Origin of the sequence: Pseudomonas sp. FSL R10-2964 (assembly GCF_009600035.1) — a bacterium.
Taxonomy (GTDB): Bacteria; Pseudomonadota; Gammaproteobacteria; order Pseudomonadales; family Pseudomonadaceae; genus Aquipseudomonas; species Aquipseudomonas bubulae.
Genome location: NZ_WIWH01000008.1, coordinates 88,243 through 112,135 on the forward strand (window position 1 = coordinate 88,243; position 23,893 = coordinate 112,135).

Consider the following 23,893-nt stretch of genomic DNA (forward strand, 5'->3'; position numbering starts at 1 on the left):
TATAAAGGGCCCGGTTACCGGGGCGTGGGGAAGGGTAGGGCACTCAGTGTCCTGCCTGTTTTCACAGCCCGGGTAACCGGGCTTTTTAATGCCTGTCAATTGTGTGGAGGGAGTGTAGGGTATGGATATGCGTCAGATCAGCAGGCTGCTGGCAGGGTTGGTGTTTTTGCCATTGCTGTCCGAGGCGGCGGGCAAATGCGAACGCCTGATCGTCACCGGCAGCCCCGATGCCCCGCCTTACCTGTGGCGTGATCCGGCCGACCCTGCCCATTTGATCGGCGCCAGTGCCGACCTGATCCAGCAGGCTGGCCACGAGCTGGGGATCAAGGTTGAAGTGCTCTATGGCGGCAAGCGTGCCCAGGCCCATGACGAGGTTCGTACCGGACGCATGGACTTGCTGCTCGATGCTCCGCTGACCGTGGCCGGGCTTTCTTCCTTCGATTACATCCACCCGCCGCTGGTGCGCAACGATTATCTGGTGTGGACGCGCAAAGATTCTCCCCTGATCTACGAAACGCCCGCAGACTTGCATGGGCACAAGGGCGCGGTCTCGGAAAAGGCCCGTTTAAGCGAAACCTTCAATGAGTTTGCCCGTCATCAACTGACCCTGGAGCCCCAGCCCGGGTTGACCCAGGCTTTTCAGAAGCTGCTGCTGGGGCAGGCCGAGTATGTACTGGCCGGTCGTTATGCCGGTATGGTCACTGCGCAAACCCTGGGCATCGCCGATGATTTGCTGGCACATCCGCAACCTGTCGATCAGCCAGGGCTGTTTTTGGCTGTTTCCCATGACTCAGCCTGTAATGAGCCGTGGTTGCGCGGACAGCTCGCCAAAAAGATGACAGAATTGCCCGCCTCCGGCCTGACCGAGGCGGTAGTGCAACGCAATCTGGAGCGGTGGAAAACCCAGCTGCAACAACCGCTCAGCGCCCCAAAACAGTAGGAATCCCTAGTGACAATTCGACCTCTTTTCGCTGCCCTGGCCGTTGTGGCTCTGGCGGGGTGTGCAGCCGATCCTGCGCCGAATGAACAATTGCGTTTGACCGAGCAGGCCCTGGAGCAAGCCAAGGCGGTGGGTGCAAAAGCCGATGACCTGGCCGAGCTTAAACAAGCCGAAGACAAGTTGGCCCAAGCGCTGGCCGATATGGCAGATGAATCTTACAAGGACGCGCGCATGCAGGCCGAACAGGCGGAGCTTGACGCCCGCTTGGCTGAAGCTCGTGTGCTGACGCAAAAAAGCCAGGAACAATTGAACGTGCTCAATACCCGTATCGCGCGCTTGCGCAAACAACTGGCGGAGGCGCAATGAGCCTCAAGTCCGCAGCTTACATGGGGGCGCTGGCTATCGGCCTGAGCGGTTGCACCGGCCATCACAACAGCCAGCAGGCCTTGCAGCAGGCCGGTACCGACTTCCAGGCCGTCAAGGAAGATACCAATGTATTGCGCATCGCTCCCAAGGACGTGATCCGCTCCGGTGAGTCCCTGGCGCGTGCTGACCGGTTGTCCAGCTATTGGGGCAGCGGTGATGACGTTGCGCATTACGCCTACTTGAGCCAGCGTTACAGCGAAATCGCCCGTGAGCACACCCAGCAGGTGCTGAATGAAGAGCGCGCGGCCAAGCTCGAGCTGGAGCGTCAGCGACTGCAACTGGCCTTGCGGGAGGCCAAGCTGTTAAGCGTTCAGCAGCAGGGCCAATGGCTGGAAGAGCAAATCGTCAGCCTGGCCACGACCCAGACCGATCGTGGCCTGGTCATGACCCTGGGTGACGTGTTGTTTGATACAGGCGAAGCCGATTTGAAAAATTCGGCCAACCGCACGGTTCTCAAACTGGTGCAGTTTCTGCAACTCAACCCCAAGCGCATTGTGCGGATTGAGGGTTACACCGACAGCACGGGCGGCACGGAGGATAACCTCAAGCTGTCCATGGCCCGTGCCCAGGCAGTGGCGGATGTGCTGATCGACCTGGGTATCGACGAGAAACGCATCCAGGTGGAAGGTTATGGCGACCAGTACCCGGTGGATGTGAACGCCAGTGAGCGCGGCCGGGCCCAGAACCGTCGTGTTGAAATCGTCTTCTCGGACGAAAAAGGCCAGTTGGGCGCCGCTCGCTAAAACCGGGATTTGCCTGGACTGTGGGAGCGGGCTTGCTCGCGATTGGAGCGGCTCGGTGTGCCAGGCGTACCGCGGTGCTGCCATCGCGGGCAAATCTCGCTCCCACAGCTGCATTGTCCGCACCCATACAGTTACCCCCGCACTCGCGCTGTACGGCTTAGATAAGTGACAACTGTGCCCGTACACTTCTAAACTGTTCCGGTATTGTTCCCCATAAAAACAAAGCCTGAACATCGAGTGCAGCGCCATGACCAACCTTTTGCTTTACCAACGTATCGCTCAGCAGCTGGCTGAAGATATCCGGCGTGGCGTTTATCAGCCGGGCGAGCGTGTGCCTTCGGTGCGCAAGATGAGCTCGCAGCTCAACGTCAGTCATGCCACGGTGTTGCAGGCCTACGCCAATCTTGAAGACCAGGGGTTGATCCGGGCACGGCCGCAGTCCGGATATTATGTGCACCAGACCCCGGCACTTACCGCACCCACTCCGGATATCGCCCGTGTCGAGCGTCCGGGGCTGGTCACCCGCAGCAGCATTATCCAGCAAGTCCTGGTCGAGTCCCGCCGCGAAGGTGTGTTCCCGCTGGGAGCGGCGGTGCCCAGTGTCGATTACCTGCCTGTACGCGCTTTGCACCAGCAACTGGCCAAGGTCACCCGCTTTCACAGCCCGCGGGCGTTCAGCTATATGTTCAGCCCCGGCTTCGAACCCCTGCGCCGCCAGGTGGCAATACGCATGCGCGATGCTGGCGTGGTGGTCGATCCGTCTGAAGTGATCATCACCCACGGCTGTGTCGATGCCCTGCAAATGTCATTACGGGTGCTGACCCGCCCCGGAGACCTGATCGCGGCGGAGTCGCCAACGTACTACGGCTTGTTGCAACTGGCTGACCTGCTGGGTTTGAAAGTCATTGAAATCCCCAGTGATCCGGCCACCGGCATGAGCCTTGAAGCCCTGCAACTGGCCGCCAACCAATGGTCGATCAAGGCATTGGTGCTGACCACGCGCCTGAGCAACCCCCTGGGTGGGACCATGCCTGAAGAGCGGCAAAAGCAGCTGCTACGCCTGGCCTCGGACTTTGATATCCAGATTGTGGAAGATGATATCTATGGCGAACTGATGTTCGAGGTCGGGCGCACCAAGGCCTTGAAGGCCTTTGATCGCCTGGATCGGGTGATCTACTGTTCGAGCTTTTCCAAAACCCTGTCACCCGGTGTGCGAATCGGCTGGATGATTGCGGGCAAGTTTCAGCAGGAAATCCAGCGCCTGCAAACCTTTACCACCCATTCGGCCTGCAGCGTGACCCAAATGGGGGTGGCGGCTTACCTTGAAAATGGCGGTTACGACCGCCATTTACGCTATATCCGCCAGGAATACAGAAAAAACCTCAGTGCTTTTCAGCTGGCAGTGCAACAGCATTTCCCGGAAGGGACGCAGATGTCCCGCCCCAGCGGTGGTTTTATCCTGTGGGTCAGTTTGCCGGGCCGGGTCAATACCCAGGAGCTGCATGTGCGGGCGCTGCAACAAGGCATCAGTATTGCGCCGGGGCTGATTTTCAGTAACACCGAGCAGTTCAATCATTGCATCCGGTTAAACTGCGGCACGCCCTGGAATCGGGAAGCCGAGCGGGCCCTGATGACGCTTGGCATGCTTGCCAACCAGCTCTGCCAGGAAACTGCAGGTCTATATGGTGGCTCGGCAATAGCCGGTATGGCATTTTGACTATAATTACCTTGTTCCCCTGTGCGTAAAGCGCGAGCATACGCACCTGAACCGTTAAAGCTGTGGGAGTTATGAAAGCGACATATTGTGCGAGTCTTGTGTTGATGGGTGTTTTGAGTGCGCTCAATGCAGTCGTTGCAACAGCAGATCCGGTGCTCCCCGCATCCACTTCTGCGCAGACGCAATCTGTCCATTCATCGGCAAAACCTGCCGCCAGCGAGAAAAAAGCGCCGGTCAAAAAGCGTAAGCCAATCGCCACAAAATCCCGGTCGGCCCATGAAATCGCCAAAAAGCCCTTGCCTGCTGCCAAGCTCGACCTGCGCCTGCCGCCCGAGATGGTCAAGCAACTGCGGCCCTTGGGCACGGTAGCCATGCCTGCGCACAAACCGTTACTGCCCAATATGTTTGGCGAAAAGTCTGTCGAAGAAAGTCCTTTTCAGCTCAATGGGCGTTTGCTCAGTAATGAAATGGACCTGCAATTGCGCAATGAATATCGACACAATGAAATCGAAGGTGCGGCACTGGATTTCGAGTTCAAACAATAAGTGTCGAGCGCTGTAAAACAGCCTTCTAAACTGACTGGTCAGTCACCGTCATTTATCGGCACATTCTGCTGAACGGTCAATTTCAAACACCTGTTCCAGCGAGTACTATCCCTTGTCATCAACACACTTTGCCCCGAACGAGGAGCTGACGTCATGAATTGCCGTGAAGGCTGTGGCGCATGCTGCATAGCCCCTTCCATCAGTACACCGCTGCCCGGTATGCCCAATGGCAAGCCTGCCGGGGAACGCTGCCTGCATCTTTCTGTCGACTACTTGTGCGGTTTATTCGGCCAGCCGCAACGCCCTGCGGTGTGTGGTGATTTCAAGGCAGATATCGAGGTGTGCGGCAGCAATCGGGAAGAGGCCATCAACCTGATTGGCTGGTGGGAGCAGGTGACCGCTGCATAGTGTGTTCGTGTCCAGTGAACAAACCTTCAACAATAAGGAACAAGACAATGGGTTCGTTGCATAAAGTGGCATTGATCTGTGGTTTGAGCGCTCTGCTGGCGGGTGTGGCTCAGGCTGAAGACTGGAAGGTTGCCAAGGATCAGGACGGCATCAAGGTGTCGCTGAGTGAGGTGGCCGGCTCCCAGTACAAGGCGTACCAGGGCGTGACGACCATCAAGGCGCCACTGGCCAAAATCAGCAAGTTGCAGGAAGACGTGGCCAGCGCTTGTGCCTGGATCCATGAGTGCCAGTCGCAAAAGCTGCTCAAGCATGAGGGCGACCAGAGCTGGACTTACACCCAGTTCAAAACACCGTGGCCGGTTACCCCGAGAGATTCGGTGCTGCTGGTAACGTCTACCCAAGGCGCAGATGGCAGCCTGACCCGCACGCTCAAAGGCCTGCCGACCTATATCCCGGAAGAAAAGGGCTTTGTACGGGTTGCCCAGGTCAACGGCTTCTGGAAGCTGGTGCCCAAAGGTGACAACCTGACCGAAGTGACCTATCAGGTACACACCGAGCCGGGCGGCAGCGTGCCTTCCTGGTTGGCCAACAAGTTTGTGGTCGATGCGCCTTTCAATACCCTCAAAGGGCTGAAAGAGCGCGCTGAAAAGCCGTAACTCACAGCAGCGCAAGCCGGGTCCTGGACAGCGCATCTGTCCGGGTACCGGGCGCGGTTTTTTCCGACAAACGAAAAAACCTGTTGAAATTCATGGCTTGCCCCCTTGGCAGATCCCGCACCCTGGAGCTACTCTGCAACCAGACCAGCGAAGTAATCGACTGGCTCTGATCTTGTTTGCTACATGCTTATTTCTTCCCTTGTCACGGCCCGACTGTTGCCGAAGGGGAGCGCTGAATGTCTATCCATTGCGAGGAGGACGTTTCATGAGCACAGCCCATCAAGAAGACCTCAGCAGCTATGTGCTGCGCCGCATGAAAGAAGGCGGTTTTGATTTTTCACGTATCCATCCCATCGAGTTTTACGCGATCTTCCCGGACGAGGAGCGGGCGCGCAGAGCTGCACAAAAATTTTGTGGTGAGTCCCTGAATGCGCAGATCAATGTGCGAGATGACGGTGCATGGCATCTGGAGTTGAGTAAGGTGATGTATGCCACCTATGGGGGCATCGGCGATTTCGAGCAGGACTTTGAAGCAGTAGTCGTGCCGCTGGGAGGAATTATCGAAGGTTGGGGCGTGAAGCAGGAGGTGCGTGGCCTGCTCAATTGAAAGGTGTTTGATCGTTTCTCGGCTGGCCTCAGGGCCGGCCGTTCTGTTTTATAGCCAGCAACTTTAGCCCGCGAAGACGCGCAGGGGCGCACGTCTTCGGCATATTGGCATGTCTAACCGATAACCTTTGTCAGGTTCGGCAAGATCAGCAGCAAGGTGGTAGCAAAGAGGATAAGACCGGCTTGACGTACTTTCGTATGTTTGAACATGGCTATCTGCCTTTTTTTGTTTTTCCTGAACGACAATGCCTGCGCCAAGAGATTAATGCCTCGAAAAGAAAGCGGCCCTGGCAACAGGGTTAACCTTAGAGCCCCCATAAGACATGGCTTAGAACCCTTTAACATCATCCAAGTGCAGTAAGTTTCTAAAACGCTATTAAATCTTTTACCCCTGACCTGCCGACCCGTATCTAGACGCAACGGGCCCGTTTGGTGTCCATATTCTTAGCCCCCTACCGTTCGTCAGGGAGTGCAGTGCAGCCCTGTTTTGTCCTACAAAAGGCCCCCGTTTTCAGGGGTTGCAGGGCGATTACTACGTTCAGTACTTGCCATCAAATACCCTTTCAGGGCAGGCTCGGATCTGTTGTCATCATTACTTTCGCCTTTATCGTGCCAGGTACTTTTATGTCGCTACGCATCTGCATTCTGGAAACCGACATTCTGCGTCCAGAGTTTGTTGACCAATATCAGGGCTACGGGCAAATGTTTGTGCGCCTGTTCTCCACGCAGCCAATCGCGGCACAGTTCACTGTTTTCAATGTCATGCATGGCGAATATCCGTCTGATGACCAGACGTTCGATGCTTACCTGGTTACCGGCAGCAAGGCGGACTCATTTGGCACCGATCCGTGGATTCAAACCCTCAAAACCTACTTGTTGACCCGCTACGAGCGCGGTGACAAGTTGCTGGGCGTTTGCTTTGGCCATCAATTACTGGCGCTGCTGCTGGGTGGCAAGAGCGGGCGCGCCACTCAAGGCTGGGGCGTGGGCACCCACCAGTACAAACTGGCTGCCAAGGCACCGTGGATGAATCCGGTGGTCGAGGACTTGACGCTGTTGATCAGCCATCAGGACCAGGTTACGGCCTTGCCGGAGAACGCCACGGTCATTGCTTCCAGTGATTTCTGCCCGTTTGCCGCCTACCACATCAATGATCAGGTGCTGTGCTTCCAGGGCCACCCCGAGTTTATCCACGACTATTCGCGGGCCTTGCTTGACCTGCGCCAGGAACATCTGGGCGAGCAGGTCTACAGCAGCGGTATCGCCAGCCTGGGCCAGGATCATCATGGCCGCACCGTTGCCGAGTGGATGATGCGTTTTGTGTCGCACAAGCCGCAGATCGCCTGATATCCGGCTCGATATAGGTGGGAGCGGGCTTGCTCGCGATTGGAACGATGCGGTTTGGCTGAACAATCGCGCTGTCTGAATCGCGAGCAAGCCCGCTCCCACAGGGTGAGAGGGTTAGAGCCAGCCAGACCGTTTGAAGCTGGTCCACAGGCCGGTGACGCCCACCGCAATAAACCCCAGCACACCGAAATAGCCGTAGTGCCAGGTCAATTCCGGCATGTTCTGGAAGTTCATCCCGTAAATCCCCGCCACGGCAGTGGGGAACGCCAGGATGGCCGCCCAGGCGGCGAACTTGCGCTGTACATTGCTCTGGCGTGAAGACTCCAGTAGCACAACGATCTCAATGGTCTGGGTAGCGGCATCGCGCAGGTTGGTGAGATCTTCCATCTGCCGCGTGACGTGAATCTGCACATCACGAAAATAAGGACGCATGTTCTTGTCGATAAAGGGGAAGGTCAGGCGCTGCAGTTCTTCGCTGATCTCCACCATGGGCGCCACATAGCGGCGCAGACGCAGTACATCGCGGCGCAGGCCATGCAGGTGGACGATGTCCGCCTCATTCAGGGCATTGCCCATGATGCTTTGTTCGAGCTGCTCGATTTCGGCATGGATGGCTTCGCTGACAGGCTGATAACTCTCGGTAACGAAGTCGAGCAGGGCATACAGCACAAAGTCTTCACCATGCTCCAGCAGCAGCGGCCGTGCTTCGCAACGCTGGCGTACGGATTTGTAAGAGGCTGAATGGCCATTGCGGCTGGTGATGATATAGCCGTTGCCGGCAAAGATATGGGTTTCGACAAACTCCAGTTTGCCTTCATGGCGAACCGGAGAATAGATCACGATAAACAGCGCATCGCCAAAGGTCTCGAGCTTGGGACGGCTGTGTTGCTCAAGGGCGTCTTCGATGGCCAGTTCATGCAGGTTGAACTGGCGTTGCAAGTTGGCCAGCTCTTGCGCGTCGGGTTGCTCAAGACCAATCCAGACGAAGTGACCAGGCTTTTTCGCCCACTCAATGCCTTCGTCCAGCGTGATATTGGTGACTTTCTTGCCTGCGTTATAAACCGCAGCAGCAACAACTCTCCCCATAGTTCTAATCGCTTCTTCTTCAAAGGGTTATGGCACGAAGATGCAGCTTAGCGTGCTATTGGCCACTTTGAGACGACAAAGGTTCAGTGGTTCGGGTTGGATACTGTCGAGTTGCCCTTGGACAGGGGTGGCAAGTGAATGTTTTTCTGGCTCAGCAGTTCCCGGTCCATGGCTTCAATGCATTCACGCATCTGCTCGTGGCACTGTTCCATCAACTGCGGGATGTCATTCAGGGTCAGGCCGGCTGTCGGGATGGCAGGCAGTGAACGGATCTGGATATCGGCACTGTGCCAGCGGTTGAGCTGCAGGTGCTGGCTATAAGTGCTAACGCACACCGGTACGATCGGCACCCCGGCAGTGATTGCCATCTGGAATGCGCCCTTCTTGAAAGGCAGCAGGGTTTTGCCGAAATTGCGCGTGCCTTCCGGGAATACCCAGATGGACGTGTCTTTCTCTTGCAGGGTGCGGGTAGTCGTCAGCATCGACTTGCGGGCTTTCTGGGCATTGCCCCGATCGATCAGCACGTTGCCCGCCAACCAGAACAGCTGGCCGAACAGAGGCACCCACTTAAGGCTTTTTTTGCCGATGCACACAGTGCGGCGCGGTACCACGTTGCCGAATATAAACAGGTCGTAGTTGGACTGATGATTGGCAATCACCACACAGCTTTGCGGCTTGTCCATCAACGGTCCGACCTCGGCCTTGAGTCTGTAGCCCAGGATCCAGCGGGACGGCCAGGCATACAGGCGCGCGCACAGGCGGCTGTTGTCCGGATTGAAGGGACGGCACATGCCCAGTATTACACCCAGTACGCCTGCAAGCATAAAATGCAGACACATCAACAACATACGCATCGAAAGTAGCATTTACAGGCTCGCCAAAACAAAAGTCGGCGCAGTGTACGGATGTGCACTGTCTTCAGCAATTACCCCGATACAAGTAGGAGATAGCTGAAGTTTTAGCATTTGTTTCAACGAGCTTTGTAAGAGGCGGGCCAGAGCAGTTTGAGAATGATTGCAGGGGGACGTCAGGCAGGCACAATCCCGACCGCAGGTTGCGGTCGGGACCGGTATTTCAGGGGGGGGAGGGTCAGAGCGGGTGGTGCTGGTCTTCTTCAATTGCCTTGTCCAGCGTTTCCAGCAGCTCCTTGCGCACCTTGAGCTTGGTGTTCCTGTGGGCCCTCATATTGATCTTCTTCAACTGGCGGGCGGCTTCCAGGGCTGCGGCTTGCAGCTCATCAGGCTTGACCACCTTGTCGAGGAAGCCTGCGTCAACTGCGGTGAGCGGGGTGAACATCTCACCGTTGATAACCGAGCGGTGGAATGCCGATTTGCGCAGCCGGTCGCGGGCCAGCTCAATACCGGCATGGTGCATGGTCATGCCTATCTGCACTTCGTTCAGGCCGATGCTGAACGGGCCTTCCACGCCGATACGGTAATCCACCGACAACAGCAGAAATGCGCCCTTGGCCACCGCGTGGCCGGAACAGGCAATCACCACCGGGAACGGATGCGCCAACAGGCGACGAGCGAGGGTCGAGCCCTGCCTGACCAGCTCAATGGCTTGCTCGGGGCTGGCGGTCATCACCTTCAAGTCATAGCCGCCAGAGAGAATGCCTGGTTGCCCGGTAATGATGACTACAGCGCGATCCTGCTCGGCCTGGTCCAGTGCGGCATTAAACGCAGTGATCACATCCGGGGAGATGGCATTGACCTTGCCATTGCTCAAGGTCAGCGTGGCGATACCGTCTTCCAGGTGATAGGCAATCAAGTCACTCATGGCGCAAATCCTTGTTATGAAGTGGGGCAGACGTTACCCAGCCCCGTGGCCCAGGTAAAGGGCCATGACTGACCGGTGAGTCATGCAATTGGCCTGCACCTTCTATATAGAGGGCAGCGGAGCAGGGTTTTTGCCTGAACGGGCAAAGCTGCGGTGCCGGAATTTGGCAGAAACGCCCCCCCGTGGCATACCGCCAAAAGGACTATTTTCGTAAGCACATGAAAATTCTGAAAAAAACATTTGTCATATCGAAAGCTTTCGACTACATTAGCGCGCCTCGACAGACAGAACTTGTTTGAAGAGATACGGTGAAGTGTCCGAGTGGCTTAAGGAGCACGCCTGGAAAGTGTGTATACAAGAAATTGTATCGAGAGTTCGAATCTCTCCTTCACCGCCACATTAAGTAAACACAAACCCCTGATTTTCCTAGAGAAAGTCGGGGGTTTGTGGTTTCTGGCGTCTGGAAAATGGTGGTATTGGAATAATATGAGAATACGTAGGGCTTTTTCTGGCTGGGCCCCCCGTCCTTTGGGGTAGGTCCCTTCATCCCCGTGTGTACGGACCGGACATAAGGTTGACGGGTGTGCGGGGACATGGTGGACACTTTTCGGGGAGCCAACTTCGCCGGAAAACCATCATGCCCTGGGACACGAGAGATGCCATGAGCCTGAAAGAAGAGTTCGTTGCCTTAGCACGGCAACCCGGTAGCAATAAACGAGAACTGTGTCGACGGTTTGGCATCAGCCCGCAAACGGCCTACAAGTGGCTTAACCGTTACGAGGCGCACGGTCAGTCGGGACTGCAAGAGAAGTCCCGCAAACCGGCTTCCAGCCCCAAGTTGACCTCTGCTGTTTTGGAGGCGCAAGTCTTAGCCCTCAGGTGTAAACACGGTAGCATTCAGCATACTTTACTTAGTCCATTGGCTGGACTAGGCTAACCTCATCAACCAACCCTTGGGAGGTAGCCATATGCAGATCCACAACATCCATGCAGCGAAAACACACTTCTCGCAGCTTGTTGATGCGGCAGCGGGCGGGGAGACCATCATCATCGCCAAGGCAGGCGTGCCAGTGGCCAAGCTGGTTCCTATTACACCCCCCAAGCGCCGCGGGATGCTCGCGGGTGTGACATTCAACGCCGATGCTTCGGACGCTCTGGATGCTGAAATAGCAGATCTGTTTGAGGGAAAGGCATGAGGTTATTGCTCGACACGCATATCCTGATCTGGGCAGCTATTGGCGACGACAAACTGCCCAAGGCTGCCGCCCAGCTTATCGACGATGAGGCCAACACCCTTTATTTCAGCGCAGCCAGCATCTGGGAGCTGACCATCAAAGGCGCCGAGCGCACCGGCGTTATTCCTGCTGTACTACGCAAAGTGCTGATAGATGCAGGCTACCTCGAATTGCCGATCACTTCTGATCACGGGCTGACTGTAGGCAATCTGCCGAACCATCACCGAGATCCGTTTGACCGCATCATGGTTGCCCAAGCGCTTGCAGAAGGTATCAGCCTGGTGACTCACGATAGTGCCATGCACGGATACCCTCACACGATCATCGTTTGACCTGTGCGTTATCGTATGACCAAGCCGCCCATCGAGGCGGTTTTTTACGGCTCGTAACAAATAGAACTGTAAACACACCTTGTGAGGCTGCCAGTGAGAGCGCACAGCGCTTCTCGTCAAAGTGTTGATAGAAGGTGGTCAAGCTTTGGCGCCACTCATAAAGGCAACAGGGCTCTCAGGTGAAGGCCATCGGATAGCAATTTTGACGGGCAGGGTAGTGGCATGCTTCATACCCTGGCGCGCACTGTCGTCCCCCCACCTCGTCTGCGGGCTAAGCAGGTCTTTTTTTCCGCAGTTCTGCGCCTGGTTGACAGCGGACAGGGCCGCGGGCTGGGCGGAGAGTTTTGGAAGACGAGAGCCCTGCGGATTCCTGCAAAGGTAGGACTTTTTGATGCAAAGGAGTCAATTCACATCAACGTGGCACTTGTTCATTTCGGATTCAAAAGCATATTAGCTTTGGTTTCTTCGTCGATGATATTGCGAAGCGCCTCGAATAGAGGGGCGGCATCTGTGTATTTTTTGCCATAGGCAAGATTGAATTCGTAATCGAAGTCCGGTGGGTTCTTGCCCTGGTTGTGCTGAAGCATTGTTTCCAACTTATCTAGCGCCTTGACGGCTACCGCCTCTGGTGACAAAGCATTTTCGTAGTCGTCCCAAAGTGCCAATATCTCGGCTTTTAATGATTCATCCAGAGTATTGGTCAAGAGAATGAGGTCGCTCCTCTCTTGCTCGCTCTTGTTGGGAAACGAATCTTTATTGACGGCGGGAATGTCACCGCTGATGGCCTCTCCCAAGTCGTGAATGACACACATCTTGAGCATTTTTAACCTGTCGAGACCGGTCAGATAATCTCCAAAGACGACGGCCATCAGGCATAAGCGCCAGCTGTGCTCTGCCGTGCTTTCGGTTCGCCCGGAAGAGGTGTGCGCGCTTCTAAGTACATCCTTGAGCTTTTCCGCCTCACGTAGAAATTGGAGGCGCCCTTTGATTTTTTCGATGTCCATGAACACCTCTGACTCTGTGGGCCGGACAGAATGTCCGCTCACCTGGTTCAGCCAGACTAGATCTCAAGATCATTAGCGTCTACGCATAAAATATGCAGGGTGCAGTCAGAGCGACTCAACCAGGCGTGTTGTTGCTCCGTCCGAAAGGGGGATTCGTGTCCAGCGACATAAGCTTTGGCTGATCGGAACAATGGACGAATGATTGTCGCCCGTTAGAAATTCCAGCGCTGGTGGTGCGAAGGCTTCCCGCCAACCCAGTCTATCCAGGTCAGCCTCCATGCTAATAATAGTTGGCGTAGCGAAGCGCCATAAAGAACTACCCAGCAGCTCGCTGACAGGAGTCGCGAATTGGGCTGCTCGCGAAGATGAACAAGCAAGCAAACGGTGCGTCAAATCACAAATGAGATGAACGGGGCGCGAGCTTTCACGAACCATTCGGCCCAGCGCTTGATCAGCGGCTGTAGTGAGGCGAGCAGCCAGCAACTTCTCAAGCTTTTCGTGTGCGAGGGAATCCAAATCCAGTACGCCACTTTCCCAGCGAGAGATAGTCGATTGGGTAACGCTAAACAACTCTGCGGCATGGGATTGTTTGACTTGGTGCAAGAGACGCCATCGCCGGAGCATGACTCCAGGTAACGAAGGTTTTAGCAACATATCAGGCATATTGAGTTACAGAAAAAGTGGGAGTCTTGGCGAGTTTGATCTGTGCGAGCCCTGCATGCAAATTGCCTGGATAGTTGGACGCTGGATCGACGTGCCAGCAGACAATGTCTTTTGCGGAGCTGCTCTAAATGACGGCCATATCATCTGCCATTTCCTATGTGATCCCGGGGCATAACAACAGTTCATGGATAGGCATAGCCTCATTAGCTACAGAGGTAAATAGCCGCAAGAAAGGATATGGCCTAAGCTGCCTGTCAATGCTGCTAGAAGGCTATGAGAAACAACAAGCAACTACAGGTTTTATGCTTTTTCAAGACGTACAAACCAACATCTACAGATCAGCTGGTTTTGTTGCAGCAGAATCAATAGGCTATACAGGAGCTCACCCGAGCTTGCTGCTCAGAATAAATGAACGGAATAATCAGGAAGCTGAGTATTTCTTAAAAAAACCGCCGAGCTATTTTTAATTGTTCATGAGCAAGGTGCTTACTGTTCTTGCCTTTTTTCGAGGGCTAAACGCAAAGAATACACATGCCCTATCAGGCAGCAGATCCACAAGTTGACACACAACCCCATGGGGCTGCCATGGGGCCGCTTGTTAGTCAGCAGATTCTCTACAGTCGTTATAAGCCGGGGGCCGTGATTTGAAAAAAAACGGGTATGGACGGTTTCGAACCCCTCCTTAACCGCCACATTAAGTAAACACAGCCCCCTGATTTCCTACAGGATGTGCGGTTGATAAAGGCTTAGCCAGTTCTGAAGGTCACTGGCCAGGGTGATATTTATAGGGCGAGATCAAACAAATAGAAGCGGGTTGATAGCTTAAGCTTCCGGTTGCGTAAAGCTGTAACGGTTTGAGCGCTTATAGGTGCCGAAGTCATTAAACCTGACACCGGCGTCCGCTAAAACTTTATGGGCGAAGGGCGCGGTCATTTGGCGCAGGTAGAACGGGTCCTTGACCACAAAGTGATGAATGCAATGGGTGCTCCCGAAGTTGAAGCAAAACAACTGGAATGGCCACAGCCACCACCGGTTCATGACCTGGGTTTGCTGCAAGGGATTGCGTGGCATGACGTCGCCGAAATAGTGAATGTTAGAGCTGATAAAAAACAGGCAGAACTGACGGATGATATTGGGCGCGACGATAATCACCACTGCAGCATTGACCACCTGTATCAGCAGTGATGCGGCAGCAGAGAGCTCAACGGTGAGGCCCATCAGCGAGTTCACCCATGTGTAGAGGTGGTAACCCAGGAATATATACCAGCAGCCCCAGTACAGAAGCCCCATGGGCGCATTCAACCGAAGCACCTTGACGGTCAACCTGATTTTTTCTTGCCAGGTCGGTGCGATCAGGGCATTGACAATGCCAAAGACAAAACCGTCGATGAGTTTTAAAAAGCGCTTGGCCCCCCACTTGCTGCCGCTGGTGGTAATCCAGGCTTCAACATCGGTGTGGGTGCCGGATTCTTTGTGATGATGAAAGTGCAGTTCACGCCGTAACCAGGGGCTGGGCATACCGGGGCGGGCTATCCAGCACAGCAGCATCATCAGGTTGTGCGCCACGGGGTGTTTTCTGAAATACAGGCGATGAATCAAGTCGTGTTCAAGTTCATGAATAAATGACGTCAACAACGCATTGATTACAATACAAAGCCAGCCGGGAATAAGCCCTTTTATATACAGTGTGCCCGTTATTATCATGCCAGTTACAGAAACAGCCATCACGCTGGCGCCTATGGCATTCTGGAAACCCAGTACGCGATAGCGTTTACGTAGCTCATTACTGTGCTGTGTGATTTTTTGAGTAACGTCGTTAATTAAATCCTGCTCGGTTTTTGGCAAAGTCGTACTGGGTGCTCGAGAGTCAGTGTTCATCACTTCATCCTTTGAAGACGATGGGTTGGGATCGCTTCACTAGAAAAGCACATTTATTTTATTGGGCAAGTTTTAATGTTTTTATGGCGGTTTGGTCGGACGAGCGGATATATATCGTTATATTGTCGGACAATAACTTTGTGGCGCGGGGTTAACTTTTGCGTCGGGTTAAATATCGGCCTGAAAACTAACGTTTGATATTATGTAACTGGCCTGAACCGAATTGTTGCGAATGCTCGGTCGTGTGGCGCCGGGATTGAAGGATTACTACCCGGTAGTGCCATTGAACGCTCCCATTCGAGCTCAAATGGATTTAGACGATGATAAGGCTGCTCCCCCTTTGGCGTGCTGTTGCTGAATGCGGGCTGCGCGCAGGCCCGGCAGTACACGCCACCTGCCGGTGCCCCCGGGCGCAGCGCTACCCGGTCACGGCCCAAGACTTGATTCAGGAAGGCGGACTGTTCAGGTCCAGTTCTCTGGAAATTGCTTGTTCCGCTTTCACGAATGCTGGGGTTTTGCCGGCATCGGCATAAATCTCTTCACCTTCTTCAATCCTGATGACCTCAGAGCCCTTCACATAGGGCATGGCCTGCTCTGCTTGCTCAAGCGCGCAATGAATCAGGCTTTGGGTAATGGTGGCTTCATCCAGCCCGTAGGCTTGGGCGAAAGCCTTGATTTTGACCAAATCACGCTTGTGTAGTGAAAGGTTGTATTCAACCCGCTCACTGGACTCCTGAGATCTGGACTCCCAGTTGTCGAGCATGGCCCTGAAGGCGTCCATATGGCTTCTCCTGTTTGGCGCAAAGTGTTGCTGGACAGTATGGCTCAGGGTTCGCTGAAGTGCCTTCAGTTGCCATCCGTCAGAAAAAACAGCTTTGATTTAAACCTTTGCCATCACGTGCCTTCAGATTCTGTGCAGGGAATAAACCTGCCTTTTTCTGGAGGACGTTATGAAACACCTGATTGGCCCCAAACGCTTTGTGGCAGGTTGTGCCCTGGTCTGCTCCCTGATCGTGGCGGCCACAGCAGTCGCAGCCAGTCCGGCAGACTTTGTTGATGAGGCTCATGCAGCAGGGATTGCGGAGATCGAGACCAGCCGTATGGCGATCAGTAAAACCTCTTCGACGGACATAGAAAGCTATGCCGTGGAAGCCATCAAGGACCATACCAATGCCAATCGGGATTTGAAGGATCTTGCCAGCCGACTGGGCCTGCAGGTGTCCAGCGATGAGCAGATACTCGACAAGGCGAAAAAGCTGATGCTGCAAGTGCAGGAGGGCGATTCGTTCGACGCGGCCTATGCGGCCAACCAGGTCAAGGCCCATGAACAGGCCATCGAGTTGTACAAGGAGCAGGCGCAAAATCCCGAGTCACCGGAGTTGCAGGCGTTTGCCGAAAAGTATCTGCCCAAGCTGGAAATGCATCTGCTGATGGCGCAAAAACTGGTGGATGCCCACCAAAAGTCCTGATCCTTTAAGTGCAAAAACGCCCGGTGAGTGATCGACCGGGCGTTTTATGCAACGTGGCGTGGCTCAGACCGCGATTTCGTTGAACCCGCAGTACTCTTCCCAGCTCATGTCCAAGGCTTCGGCGACTTCCTGATGCACTTCAAGGCGCATGCTCTTGAGTTCTTCGGGGGAGCGGGCGATCAGTTCCAGGGCCAGTTCCCAGGCTTCCAGGCCGCGGCTTTCGGCTTCGTCCTCAAAAGCCCACAAAATCTGTTGCTGGCGATCCTCGGCGCTCAGCTCTTTCATTTCGTCGATCAGTTCAGGGTGCGCCTTGATAAAAGTATCCAGGGCCAGTTCGTTACGGGATTCTTTAGGGATCATATGGCGTCTCGGATGGTCAGGGCATTTTTCGCATGCTAGCGAGTTCGCATTACGATGAAAAGTGCCATATAGCTGCTTAGCCCACCGGTTGCAGCTTGCTTTCGCGCTGCAGGCTGTAGCCCCATACCGCCAATGCCAGTGTCGCGACCACGGCGCCGACCACGACAATACCGTCCCAGCCATAGGCCGGGTAGGTCTGCGCACCTACCAGTGAACCCAGTGCGCCGCCAATGAAATAACAGGTGATGTAGCCAGCATTCAGGCGGTTGCGGGCTGCCGGGCGGACTTTGAACACCGCGTTCTGGTTGCTCACATGGACCAGTTGCACGGCAAAATCCAGGGCCAGCACACCGATCAGCAAAGCCACCAATGAATGCCCGGCAAATGCCATGGGCAGCCAGCAGGCCAGTAGCACCAGCAGGCCAGCGGTGGTGGCCTGTTGCCCCTTGCCGCGATCAGCCATGCGTCCGGCCCAGTTGGCCGCTACCGCACCGACGGCGCCGGCCAGGCCGAACAGACCGATCACCGCGTCCGAGTAGCTGTAGGGTGGTACCGCCAGCAAAAAGGCCAGGGGGGTCCAGAACAGGGCGAACAGCGAGAAGGTCAGCAGGCCCAGCAGGGCGCGCAGGCGCAGTACGGGTTCTTCGATAAACAGAGTGAACACCGACTTCAGCAGTTTTGGGTAGCTCAGCCCGGCGCTTTGATGGTGGTTGGGCAGGGCGCAATACAGCGAGATGGCACTGATCAGCATCAAGGCGGCAGCTACCAGGTAAATGGTGCGCCAGTCACCTGCCGATGACAGCGCGCCCGCTACGGTGCGGGCCAGCAAAATGCCCAGCAACAGGCCACTCATCAGTGTCCCAACGACCCGACCACGGCTTTGCGGGTCGGTCAGGCTGGCCGCCATGGGCACCAGCACCTGGGCCGATACCGAAAACAGTCCGGTCAGTGCCGTGCCGATCAACAGCCACGTCAACGAAGGGGCAAATGCGCTTAGCAGAAGGCCCAGGGCGCTGAGCACGGTCATGGTGACGATCAGTCGGCGTTGTTCGAACAGATCACCCAGCGGCACCAGCAGTAACAGGCCAGCGCCATAGCTGAGCTGGGCAGTGATAACCACGGTACCGGCGCTGCCCATGCTCAAGCCCAGTTGCTGGGCGATGGTATGCAGCAGGGGTTGGGCGTAATAGTTGCTGGCAACAGCCAGGCCGGTGGCGGTGGCCATCAGCAGAATCAGGGCGGTGCTAAGAGGTTTTGTTGCAGCAGTAGACGTGGACATTGACTGTCTCGTTGGCATGGGGAATGCGACGAAGTATCAGAATGTCAGCGGAGAATGTCACTGAATATGTCGGCGGTTTTAAATTTTAAACCGCACAGCCCCTGGCAATAAACACCAGGGGCTGTGCAGGCAACAGTGGCAGCCGATGTTAGTTGCGACGCCCCAGCAGCAGGCCAACGACCAGACCGAAACCGGCCGAGATGGCCACGGTCTGCCATGGATGGCCACCGATGTAGCTTTCCGTGGCGTCGACCACAGGCTTGGTGCGCTCGCGCACGTTGGTCACTGAATCCAGTGCCTGCTTGAGCTTGAGGCTCACCTGGGCACGCAGGGTTTCGCCTTCTTCACCGACCAGGGACACGCTGTCCTTGAGCAGTTTTTCAGATTCGGCAATCAGGTCTTGCAGTTCGCTGAACGCTTGATCCTTGATTTGATCTTCAGCTTGTACGGCATTTTTTCGAGCCATTGCGGTACTCCTTGCAGGTTAAAGGGGTGATATGTAATGGAGTCAACCCAATGCTAAAAAGTTGCATCTGATTTGCGCCTGAGCTGACAGCGTAGTCAAAAACCAGACTGAGACACTTCTTTGTAGGGTGTAAGATGTCACCTAATTAACACCGCAGGAAATTCACATGAGCTTCAACCTCGCCAACAAGCCTCTCGCAGAGCGTGCAGCGCTTGAAGATGAAAAATCCCGTTTGTATGACCTTTGGCAGAGCAACCTGGGCAAGGCCAAAGGGGATGCGGCGCGTTTGTTTGGTGAACGTGCCAAGCGCAAGGGCAAGTGGGCTGAATGGGTGCGCTCGGAACTGGACGCCATGTCACCGCCGGAATACGCCAACATGGTGCGCAGTGAGTTGAACCGCATGGTGGCTGCTGCCAAGTAAGGCATGCATCAAACTTTGGTAGGAGCGGGCTTGCTCGCGATTCAGCTGCCGCGGTTTATCTGCGTGACCGGGGCGATACTATCGCGAGCAAGCCCGCTCCCACAGTTGTCTAGAGCGTTTCGCAAACGCTAAACACCTGTACCGCACCGCCTACATTGATCTGCACTTCATCATCAAGCTGTTTGCCCTGCAAGGCGGCCCCCAGGGGTGAGCGCGGGGTGATGACGGTGACCGTCTGCCCGCTGTGGTCGAGCTTGAGCCCGGCGGCATCGGGGGCGAGGAACAGCCACTGTTCGCTGCCATTTTCGGCTTCCAGCTTGACCAGAGCTCCGATCTGAATGCCCTGCGCCGGGTTGTACGGCGCAAGGGTCATGGCCCGGCAGTTTTTCAACGCCTGGCGAATTTCCTCAACCCGGCGTGCCTGTCCTGTGGCCAGATATGACGCTTCCAGGCCGAGGGTGTCGTATTTGTTCTCGGCGATGTTTTCCGCATGGGTGGCCGCTTCATAGGCGGTTTGCGCCGCGCGCTGGAGGACATCGAGGTCGATTTCGAGTTTCTCCAGCATCAGCAGGTGCACAGCAGTCTTGTTCATGGTCGCAGCTTGATAGTGACGAACGCCGATTGTCGCACGAGTGCCGCGCAGATTAATCCGCCTCAAGACTTCTGTACGCAGCCAATTATGCGGACAATCCCCCCTTTTGAATGTTGGAGCCCGGTATGAAAGCCTCCTGGGATATTTTTTGCAGCGTGGTCGATAATTACGGCGACATCGGGGTGACCTGGCGTCTGGCCCGGCAGTTGGTGGCCGAGCATCAGCAGGGCGTACGGTTGTGGGTCGATGACTTGCGAGCGTTTGTGCCGTTGTGCCCCGAGGCGGATGTCGGCGCTGCGCAGCAATGGCAGCAGGGGGTTGAGGTTTGCCAGTGGCCGGCGCAGTGGCCGGCGACGGAGGTTGCCGACGTGGTGGTCGAGGCCTTTGCCTGCAAACTGCCTGAAGGCTATCTGCAGGCGATGAAGGCTCGCGAAAAACCGGCGTTGTGGATCAATCTCGAATACTTGAGTGCCGAAGACTGGGTCAGCGGCTGCCACGGCCTGCCATCGATGCGGCCTGACGGTTTGAAACGGATGTTTTTCTTTCCGGGGTTTGATGCCGGTACTGGCGGGCTGTTGCGTGAGGCAGACTTGTTGCAGCGCCGCCACGCCTTTGAGCAGGACCCGCAGGCCAAGCAGGTATTTTTGCAGGGGCTGGGGGTTTGCCCGGCGCACAATGCGCGGCTGATTTCATTATTTGCCTATGAAAATACCGGCCTGGCCAGCTGGCTGGATGCAATGGCGGCGGGGGCCGGGCCGACCCACCTGCTGGTGCCACAAGGACGGATCATGGGTGATCTGCTGCAGTGGCTGGGTATTGAGCAGTTACCCCTGGGTGCGGTCGAACAGCGCGGGGCGTTGACCGTTCAGGCGTTGCCGTTCGTCAGGCAAGAGGATTACGACCACCTGTTATGGAGCTGTGATTTCAACGCAGTGCGCGGTGAAGACTCGTTTGTGCGGGCGCAATGGGCAGGGCGCCCCCTGCTGTGGCATATCTATGAGCAGGAAGAAGACGCGCACTGGGTCAAGCTCAACGCATTCCTCGACCTCTACGTCAAAGGCCTTTCGCCACAGGCCGCCCGGGCGGTTACCGGGCTTTGGCATGCCTGGAATGCTGGCGCCGAGATGGGCGAAAGCTGGAATGGGGTGCTCCAATGCTGGCCTGAAATCGCTGCACACGCTGAACAGTGGTGTCTGGAACAGTCATTACAGGCTGATCTTGCGCAAGCGCTAGTACTGTTTTATAGAAATTGGATATGATACGCGACCTAGATTTTTGTAAATCTCAATCCAAATTCGGATATTCGTAATGAAAACTGGTAAAGAGCTTAAACCCGGTACAGTCATCAAGCTCGAAAACGACCCTTGGTTGGTTCAGAAAGCTGAATTCACCAAGTCCGGTCGTAACAGCGCGATCATGAAGACCAAGCTGAAAAACCTGCTGACTGGCTACAAGACCGAAATCGTATACAGCGCTGACGACAAGCTGGAAGACGTGATCCTGGATCGCAAAGAAGCGACCCTGTCCTTCATCAGCGGCGACACCTACACGTTCATGGACACCACTGACTACACCATGTACGAGCTGAACGCTGAAGACATCGAAGCCGTTCTGCCATTCGTTGAAGAAGGCATGACCGACGTTTGCGAAGCGATCTTCTTCGAAGACCGTCTGGTATCCGTAGAGCTGCCGACCACTATCGTGCGTCAGGTTGACTACACCGAAGGTTCCGCTCGCGGCGACACTTCGGGCAAGGTGATGAAGCCTGCCAAACTGAAAAACGGTACCGAGCTGAGCGTTGCTGATTTCGTTGAAATCGGTGACTGGATCGAAATCGATACCCGTGACGGTGGTTCCTACAAGGGCCGCGCCAAGGTTTAAACCTTGCGTTAACCGCACGATGAAAAAGCCCGGCCTTGATGCCGGGCTTTTTTTTGCTCGATGAAAAAGCCCCGGTTCTGCGCTTTGCCCGGCGCCGGGGACTGGTTAGCATGGGTGCTCACAACGAGGGGTGGTAATGCTGATCGATTTTGTAATGTATGCAGCCTTGGGTATCGCCATGGGGGCGCTGGGCGGGTTGTTCGGAATTGGAGGCGGTCTGATCGCGATCCCGGTATTGGGGTTGTGGTTCGGTCTGGACCAGCAATTGGCGCAAGGCACGGCCCTGGCCATGTCGGTGCCCAATGTGTTCTTGGCGTTGTACCGCTATCAGCAACGCAACAGGATCAATTTGCGTCAGGCATTGCCGCTGGTGCTGATGAGTTTTTGCTTCGCCTGGTTGGGCGCGATGCTCGCCGTTGGCGTGGATGCGCGGATCATTCGCTGGGGCTTTATCGTCTTTTTGCTGGCGATCACCCTCTATAACCTGATCAAAATGTACACCTCGCCAGCCCCGCCTGTGGCCGGTTCACGCTATGGCTGGCCGTGGTTCGGGGTGCTGGGTGCCGTGGCAGGCACGACCGGCGGGCTGTTTGGTGTCGGTGGCGCCGTGGTGGCGGCGCCCGTGCTGACCAGTGTGTTCGGCACCACTCAAGTTGTGGCCCAGGGCCTGTCACTGGCCCTTGCTGCGCCAAGTACGGCGGTGACTTTGCTGACGTATGCAGTGCATGACGAGGTCAACTGGGCCATGGGCGTGCCGATGGCCATTGGTGGGCTGTTAAGCATCAGTTGGGGTGTCAGGCTGGCTCACGCTTTGCCGGAGCGCCTGTTGCGCGGCCTGTATTGTGCTTTCTTGCTGCTGTGCGCGGGGTTGCTGGCGCTCAAAGCTTGAAGCCTTCGACGATGTATTCGGCAAAGCACTCAATGATCGGTGACGACGCGCTGTTGGCTTTGCGTAACAGCACAATACTGGCTGAGGGAAGCTCCGGCAGGTTCTCGGCCGCGCCGATGATGCGCAGGTCGGGCGTCAGCAGGCTTTGTAGCTGAGCGGTGACGGCGAGCCCGGTGCTGACCACGGCGTTGATCGCCGCGAGGCTGGCACTGGTGTAGGCAACCCGGTATTCACGTTGTTGAATATCCAGGGCATTACAGGCCCAGGTCCGGCAAAAACAGTCGGTATTGAACATTGCCAGGGGCAGGGGTGTTTGTTCATGGGGCGAAAAGCCTTGGGCCACCATCCAGACAAAGCGTTCCTGGCGCAGGATCTGGCCCATTTCGGTACCGGGTTTGCGGGTCACGATCGTCAGGTCCAGATCATTACGCTGCAACAGCTGGGATGACGGCTCGCAATGTACCTCGACGTTGATCAGCGGGTAGTCCTGGGCAAAGCGCGACAATACGCCGGGCAAAAAACGCATCACGTAATCATCCGGCGAACCTATCTTCACCGTGCCCACCATCTGTGGTTGGCGCAGGGTGTTGAACACTTCGCTGTGCAGCTTGAGGATGCGCCGGGCATAGCCGAGCAGCACCACGCCTTCCTGGGTCAGGCTGACACTGCGCCCTTCGCGCTGGAACAGCGCACATTGCAGCACGTCTTCTTCCAGGCGCTTCATCTGCATGCTGACCGCCGACTGGGTGCGATTGACCGCTTCGGCGGCGCGGGTGAAGCCGCCGTGATCGGCGATGGCGGCAAAGGTGCGCAGCAGGTCGGTGTCGATGCTGGGAAATTCAGCCATTGATCAATCTCGCAGATGTATCGCATAAGAAACATTCGTTGGATTGATCTTATGCCCGCGCAGACACTTGAGCCATACCACAGGAGGGCTCAAGTGATGAAAGGTCAAATAGACGTAGTGTGGATTGCCCGGATTTCGCGCTGGTATCAATTGTCGCGGGAGCGGGCGTGCTTGCGGCAGATCAGTGATGCGGCGCTCAAGGACCTTGGGTTGAGCAGGGCGGATATCGAGGCCGAAAGCCATCGGGCTTTTTGGGATGATCCGTTTAACAGGTGAGGGCGCGGTGTTTGCTGCCCCTCACCCCAGCCCTCTCCCTAAGGGAGA

At 55.9% G+C, this 23,893-nt stretch carries 30 protein-coding genes, 1 tRNA gene and 1 pseudogene; 20 read left to right on the plus strand and 12 right to left on the minus strand.

The features are described from left to right. The first annotated feature begins 121 nt into the window (after positions 1–121). The 9 genes from GHN92_RS06565 to GHN92_RS06605 all read left to right on the plus strand — a co-directional run bounded on the left by GHN92_RS06565 (position 122) and on the right by GHN92_RS06605 (position 7,388). A complete protein-coding gene (locus GHN92_RS06565; RefSeq protein WP_095002269.1) occupies positions 122–940 on the plus strand; it encodes an ABC transporter substrate-binding protein in 819 nt (272 codons plus the stop codon). Between the two features lie 9 nt (positions 941–949). Further along, positions 950–1,306, plus strand: coding sequence for a DUF4398 domain-containing protein (locus tag GHN92_RS06570; protein ID WP_095002268.1), 357 nt, complete (start codon positions 950–952; stop codon positions 1,304–1,306). Beyond that, positions 1,303–2,109 carry an OmpA family protein gene (locus GHN92_RS06575; protein ID WP_095002267.1) on the plus strand — a complete coding sequence of 269 codons (807 nt, stop codon included), beginning with the start codon at positions 1,303–1,305 and terminating at the stop codon, positions 2,107–2,109. Before GHN92_RS06570 ends, GHN92_RS06575 begins: the two co-directional genes overlap by 4 nt. Before the next feature lie 247 nt (positions 2,110–2,356). Then, entirely contained in the window at positions 2,357–3,826 is a 1,470-nt protein-coding gene (locus GHN92_RS06580; protein ID WP_095002266.1) for a PLP-dependent aminotransferase family protein, read from the plus strand. Between the two features lie 71 nt (positions 3,827–3,897). Then, positions 3,898–4,371 (plus strand): translation initiation factor 2, encoded by a 474-nt coding sequence (locus tag GHN92_RS06585; protein ID WP_169916725.1) that lies wholly within the window; start codon positions 3,898–3,900, stop codon positions 4,369–4,371. A gap of 153 nt (positions 4,372–4,524) precedes the next feature. Continuing rightward, entirely contained in the window at positions 4,525–4,779 is a 255-nt protein-coding gene (locus tag GHN92_RS06590; RefSeq protein ID WP_016779971.1) for a YkgJ family cysteine cluster protein, read from the plus strand. Between the two features lie 47 nt (positions 4,780–4,826). Next, a complete protein-coding gene (locus GHN92_RS06595) occupies positions 4,827–5,435 on the plus strand; it encodes an START domain-containing protein (RefSeq protein WP_095020313.1) in 609 nt (202 codons plus the stop codon). A 265-nt stretch (positions 5,436–5,700) separates the two neighbouring features. Then, entirely contained in the window at positions 5,701–6,042 is a 342-nt protein-coding gene (locus tag GHN92_RS06600; RefSeq protein ID WP_016779973.1) for a ribonuclease E inhibitor RraB, read from the plus strand. 623 nt (positions 6,043–6,665) lie between these two features. Then, positions 6,666–7,388, plus strand: a complete 723-nt coding sequence (locus tag GHN92_RS06605) for an amidotransferase (RefSeq protein WP_153379726.1) — start codon at positions 6,666–6,668, stop codon at positions 7,386–7,388. A 114-nt stretch (positions 7,389–7,502) separates the two neighbouring features. Here GHN92_RS06605 and GHN92_RS06610 read toward each other — a convergent pair whose 3' ends face one another. The 3 genes from GHN92_RS06610 to GHN92_RS06620 form a co-directional block, all read right to left on the minus strand. Next, a complete protein-coding gene (locus tag GHN92_RS06610; RefSeq protein ID WP_095002262.1) occupies positions 7,503–8,474 on the minus strand; it encodes a magnesium and cobalt transport protein CorA in 972 nt (323 codons plus the stop codon). Between the two features lie 83 nt (positions 8,475–8,557). Continuing rightward, entirely contained in the window at positions 8,558–9,340 is a 783-nt protein-coding gene (locus GHN92_RS06615) for a 1-acyl-sn-glycerol-3-phosphate acyltransferase (RefSeq protein WP_095002261.1), read from the minus strand. Between the two features lie 223 nt (positions 9,341–9,563). Then, on the minus strand, positions 9,564–10,253 hold the full coding sequence (locus GHN92_RS06620; protein ID WP_095019389.1) for a crotonase/enoyl-CoA hydratase family protein: 690 nt from the start codon (positions 10,251–10,253) through the stop codon (positions 9,564–9,566). 307 nt (positions 10,254–10,560) lie between these two features. Here GHN92_RS06620 and GHN92_RS06625 point away from each other — a divergent pair. The 4 genes and pseudogenes from GHN92_RS06625 (at position 10,561) to GHN92_RS06640 (ending at position 11,820) form a co-directional block, all read left to right on the plus strand. After that, positions 10,561–10,650 (plus strand) — tRNA-Ser (locus tag GHN92_RS06625). Positions 10,651–10,890: 240 nt separating this feature from the next. Continuing rightward, positions 10,891–11,142: pseudogene (locus tag GHN92_RS06630) on the plus strand (helix-turn-helix domain-containing protein); the annotation flags it as partial. A 79-nt stretch (positions 11,143–11,221) separates the two neighbouring features. Next, entirely contained in the window at positions 11,222–11,449 is a 228-nt protein-coding gene (locus GHN92_RS06635) for a type II toxin-antitoxin system Phd/YefM family antitoxin (RefSeq protein ID WP_095002259.1), read from the plus strand. Next, positions 11,446–11,820 (plus strand): type II toxin-antitoxin system VapC family toxin, encoded by a 375-nt coding sequence (locus tag GHN92_RS06640; protein WP_095025160.1) that lies wholly within the window; start codon positions 11,446–11,448, stop codon positions 11,818–11,820. The genes GHN92_RS06635 and GHN92_RS06640 overlap by 4 nt, the downstream gene beginning before the upstream one ends. Before the next feature lie 428 nt (positions 11,821–12,248). Here the strand turns inward: GHN92_RS06640 and GHN92_RS06645 are convergent, their stop codons facing one another. Continuing rightward, positions 12,249–12,824, minus strand: a complete 576-nt coding sequence (locus GHN92_RS06645) for an HD domain-containing protein (protein WP_095025163.1) — start codon at positions 12,822–12,824, stop codon at positions 12,249–12,251. A 105-nt stretch (positions 12,825–12,929) separates the two neighbouring features. Continuing rightward, positions 12,930–13,487 carry a helix-turn-helix transcriptional regulator gene (locus GHN92_RS06650; protein WP_095002257.1) on the minus strand — a complete coding sequence of 186 codons (558 nt, stop codon included), beginning with the start codon at positions 13,485–13,487 and terminating at the stop codon, positions 12,930–12,932. Positions 13,488–13,615: 128 nt separating this feature from the next. Between GHN92_RS06650 and GHN92_RS06655 the strand changes: the two genes are divergently transcribed. Then, positions 13,616–13,954, plus strand: coding sequence for a hypothetical protein (locus GHN92_RS06655; RefSeq protein WP_133144884.1), 339 nt, complete (start codon positions 13,616–13,618; stop codon positions 13,952–13,954). 355 nt (positions 13,955–14,309) lie between these two features. Here the strand turns inward: GHN92_RS06655 and GHN92_RS06660 are convergent, their stop codons facing one another. Further along, positions 14,310–15,365 (minus strand): fatty acid desaturase, encoded by a 1,056-nt coding sequence (locus GHN92_RS06660; protein ID WP_133144885.1) that lies wholly within the window; start codon positions 15,363–15,365, stop codon positions 14,310–14,312. Between the two features lie 445 nt (positions 15,366–15,810). After that, entirely contained in the window at positions 15,811–16,146 is a 336-nt protein-coding gene (locus GHN92_RS06665) for a hypothetical protein (RefSeq protein WP_130872522.1), read from the minus strand. 169 nt (positions 16,147–16,315) lie between these two features. Here GHN92_RS06665 and GHN92_RS06670 point away from each other — a divergent pair, with 169 nt between their 5' ends. Next, positions 16,316–16,834, plus strand: coding sequence for a DUF4142 domain-containing protein (locus GHN92_RS06670; protein ID WP_133144886.1), 519 nt, complete (start codon positions 16,316–16,318; stop codon positions 16,832–16,834). A gap of 63 nt (positions 16,835–16,897) precedes the next feature. On the opposite strand, the gene GHN92_RS06675 is transcribed toward GHN92_RS06670, so the two are convergent. The 3 genes from GHN92_RS06675 to GHN92_RS06685 form a co-directional block, all read right to left on the minus strand. Next, positions 16,898–17,194 (minus strand): DUF6388 family protein, encoded by a 297-nt coding sequence (locus tag GHN92_RS06675; RefSeq protein ID WP_133144887.1) that lies wholly within the window; start codon positions 17,192–17,194, stop codon positions 16,898–16,900. Positions 17,195–17,270: 76 nt separating this feature from the next. Further along, positions 17,271–18,473: an MFS transporter gene (locus GHN92_RS06680; protein ID WP_095002253.1), complete on the minus strand. Its 1,203-nt coding sequence runs from the start codon at positions 18,471–18,473 to the stop codon at positions 17,271–17,273. A gap of 148 nt (positions 18,474–18,621) precedes the next feature. Beyond that, the gene (locus GHN92_RS06685; protein ID WP_095002252.1) at positions 18,622–18,939 is read right to left on the minus strand and encodes a YqjD family protein; all 318 of its coding nucleotides are present in this window, start codon (positions 18,937–18,939) and stop codon (positions 18,622–18,624) included. Between the two features lie 166 nt (positions 18,940–19,105). On the opposite strand from GHN92_RS06685, the gene GHN92_RS06690 reads away from it, so the two are divergent. Beyond that, entirely contained in the window at positions 19,106–19,360 is a 255-nt protein-coding gene (locus tag GHN92_RS06690) for a hypothetical protein (protein WP_095002251.1), read from the plus strand. 109 nt (positions 19,361–19,469) lie between these two features. On the opposite strand, the gene GHN92_RS06695 is transcribed toward GHN92_RS06690, so the two are convergent. Further along, positions 19,470–19,952, minus strand: a complete 483-nt coding sequence (locus tag GHN92_RS06695; RefSeq protein ID WP_133144888.1) for a GreA/GreB family elongation factor — start codon at positions 19,950–19,952, stop codon at positions 19,470–19,472. A 125-nt stretch (positions 19,953–20,077) separates the two neighbouring features. On the opposite strand from GHN92_RS06695, the gene earP reads away from it, so the two are divergent. The 3 genes from earP to GHN92_RS06710 all read left to right on the plus strand — a co-directional run bounded on the left by earP (position 20,078) and on the right by GHN92_RS06710 (position 22,722). Continuing rightward, a complete protein-coding gene (gene earP, locus GHN92_RS06700; RefSeq protein ID WP_095019386.1) occupies positions 20,078–21,211 on the plus strand; it encodes an elongation factor P maturation arginine rhamnosyltransferase EarP in 1,134 nt (377 codons plus the stop codon). 49 nt (positions 21,212–21,260) lie between these two features. Further along, positions 21,261–21,833, plus strand: coding sequence for an elongation factor P (locus GHN92_RS06705; protein ID WP_016780001.1), 573 nt, complete (start codon positions 21,261–21,263; stop codon positions 21,831–21,833). A 139-nt stretch (positions 21,834–21,972) separates the two neighbouring features. Further along, positions 21,973–22,722 carry a sulfite exporter TauE/SafE family protein gene (locus tag GHN92_RS06710; protein ID WP_176465201.1) on the plus strand — a complete coding sequence of 250 codons (750 nt, stop codon included), beginning with the start codon at positions 21,973–21,975 and terminating at the stop codon, positions 22,720–22,722. On the opposite strand, the gene GHN92_RS06715 is transcribed toward GHN92_RS06710, so the two are convergent. Further along, positions 22,712–23,569, minus strand: a complete 858-nt coding sequence (locus GHN92_RS06715) for a LysR substrate-binding domain-containing protein (RefSeq protein ID WP_095019384.1) — start codon at positions 23,567–23,569, stop codon at positions 22,712–22,714. The two genes, GHN92_RS06710 and GHN92_RS06715, sit on opposite strands and share 11 nt — an antisense overlap. Positions 23,570–23,665: 96 nt before the next feature. Between GHN92_RS06715 and GHN92_RS06720 the strand changes: the two genes are divergently transcribed. Continuing rightward, entirely contained in the window at positions 23,666–23,845 is a 180-nt protein-coding gene (locus GHN92_RS06720; protein ID WP_133144889.1) for a DUF1127 domain-containing protein, read from the plus strand. Positions 23,846–23,893 lie beyond the last annotated feature (48 nt).

Coding starts and splice junctions, on each gene's coding strand:
- GHN92_RS06620 (WP_095019389.1), bottom strand. CDS start 10,253: ATGAGTGACTTGATTGCCTATCACCTGGAAGACGGTATCGCCACGCTG.
- GHN92_RS06690 (WP_095002251.1), top strand. CDS start 19,106: ATGAGCTTCAACCTCGCCAACAAGCCTCTCGCAGAGCGTGCAGCGCTT.
- GHN92_RS06585 (WP_169916725.1), top strand. CDS start 3,898: ATGAAAGCGACATATTGTGCGAGTCTTGTGTTGATGGGTGTTTTGAGT.
- GHN92_RS06565 (WP_095002269.1), top strand. CDS start 122: ATGGATATGCGTCAGATCAGCAGGCTGCTGGCAGGGTTGGTGTTTTTG.
- GHN92_RS06575 (WP_095002267.1), top strand. CDS start 1,303: ATGAGCCTCAAGTCCGCAGCTTACATGGGGGCGCTGGCTATCGGCCTG.
- GHN92_RS06595 (WP_095020313.1), top strand. CDS start 4,827: ATGGGTTCGTTGCATAAAGTGGCATTGATCTGTGGTTTGAGCGCTCTG.
- GHN92_RS06615 (WP_095002261.1), bottom strand. CDS start 9,340: ATGCTACTTTCGATGCGTATGTTGTTGATGTGTCTGCATTTTATGCTT.
- GHN92_RS06655 (WP_133144884.1), top strand. CDS start 13,616: ATGACGGCCATATCATCTGCCATTTCCTATGTGATCCCGGGGCATAAC.
- GHN92_RS06580 (WP_095002266.1), top strand. CDS start 2,357: ATGACCAACCTTTTGCTTTACCAACGTATCGCTCAGCAGCTGGCTGAA.
- GHN92_RS06590 (WP_016779971.1), top strand. CDS start 4,525: ATGAATTGCCGTGAAGGCTGTGGCGCATGCTGCATAGCCCCTTCCATC.
- GHN92_RS06720 (WP_133144889.1), top strand. CDS start 23,666: ATGAAAGGTCAAATAGACGTAGTGTGGATTGCCCGGATTTCGCGCTGG.
- GHN92_RS06645 (WP_095025163.1), bottom strand. CDS start 12,824: ATGGACATCGAAAAAATCAAAGGGCGCCTCCAATTTCTACGTGAGGCG.
- GHN92_RS06635 (WP_095002259.1), top strand. CDS start 11,222: ATGCAGATCCACAACATCCATGCAGCGAAAACACACTTCTCGCAGCTT.
- GHN92_RS06685 (WP_095002252.1), bottom strand. CDS start 18,939: ATGGCTCGAAAAAATGCCGTACAAGCTGAAGATCAAATCAAGGATCAA.
- GHN92_RS06715 (WP_095019384.1), bottom strand. CDS start 23,569: ATGGCTGAATTTCCCAGCATCGACACCGACCTGCTGCGCACCTTTGCC.
- GHN92_RS06640 (WP_095025160.1), top strand. CDS start 11,446: ATGAGGTTATTGCTCGACACGCATATCCTGATCTGGGCAGCTATTGGC.
- GHN92_RS06665 (WP_130872522.1), bottom strand. CDS start 16,146: ATGGACGCCTTCAGGGCCATGCTCGACAACTGGGAGTCCAGATCTCAG.
- GHN92_RS06600 (WP_016779973.1), top strand. CDS start 5,701: ATGAGCACAGCCCATCAAGAAGACCTCAGCAGCTATGTGCTGCGCCGC.
- GHN92_RS06695 (WP_133144888.1), bottom strand. CDS start 19,952: ATGAACAAGACTGCTGTGCACCTGCTGATGCTGGAGAAACTCGAAATC.
- earP (WP_095019386.1), top strand. CDS start 20,078: ATGAAAGCCTCCTGGGATATTTTTTGCAGCGTGGTCGATAATTACGGC.
- GHN92_RS06610 (WP_095002262.1), bottom strand. CDS start 8,474: ATGGGGAGAGTTGTTGCTGCTGCGGTTTATAACGCAGGCAAGAAAGTC.
- GHN92_RS06680 (WP_095002253.1), bottom strand. CDS start 18,473: ATGTCCACGTCTACTGCTGCAACAAAACCTCTTAGCACCGCCCTGATT.
- GHN92_RS06705 (WP_016780001.1), top strand. CDS start 21,261: ATGAAAACTGGTAAAGAGCTTAAACCCGGTACAGTCATCAAGCTCGAA.
- GHN92_RS06670 (WP_133144886.1), top strand. CDS start 16,316: ATGAAACACCTGATTGGCCCCAAACGCTTTGTGGCAGGTTGTGCCCTG.
- GHN92_RS06605 (WP_153379726.1), top strand. CDS start 6,666: ATGTCGCTACGCATCTGCATTCTGGAAACCGACATTCTGCGTCCAGAG.
- GHN92_RS06660 (WP_133144885.1), bottom strand. CDS start 15,365: ATGAACACTGACTCTCGAGCACCCAGTACGACTTTGCCAAAAACCGAG.
- GHN92_RS06650 (WP_095002257.1), bottom strand. CDS start 13,487: ATGCCTGATATGTTGCTAAAACCTTCGTTACCTGGAGTCATGCTCCGG.
- GHN92_RS06675 (WP_133144887.1), bottom strand. CDS start 17,194: ATGATCCCTAAAGAATCCCGTAACGAACTGGCCCTGGATACTTTTATC.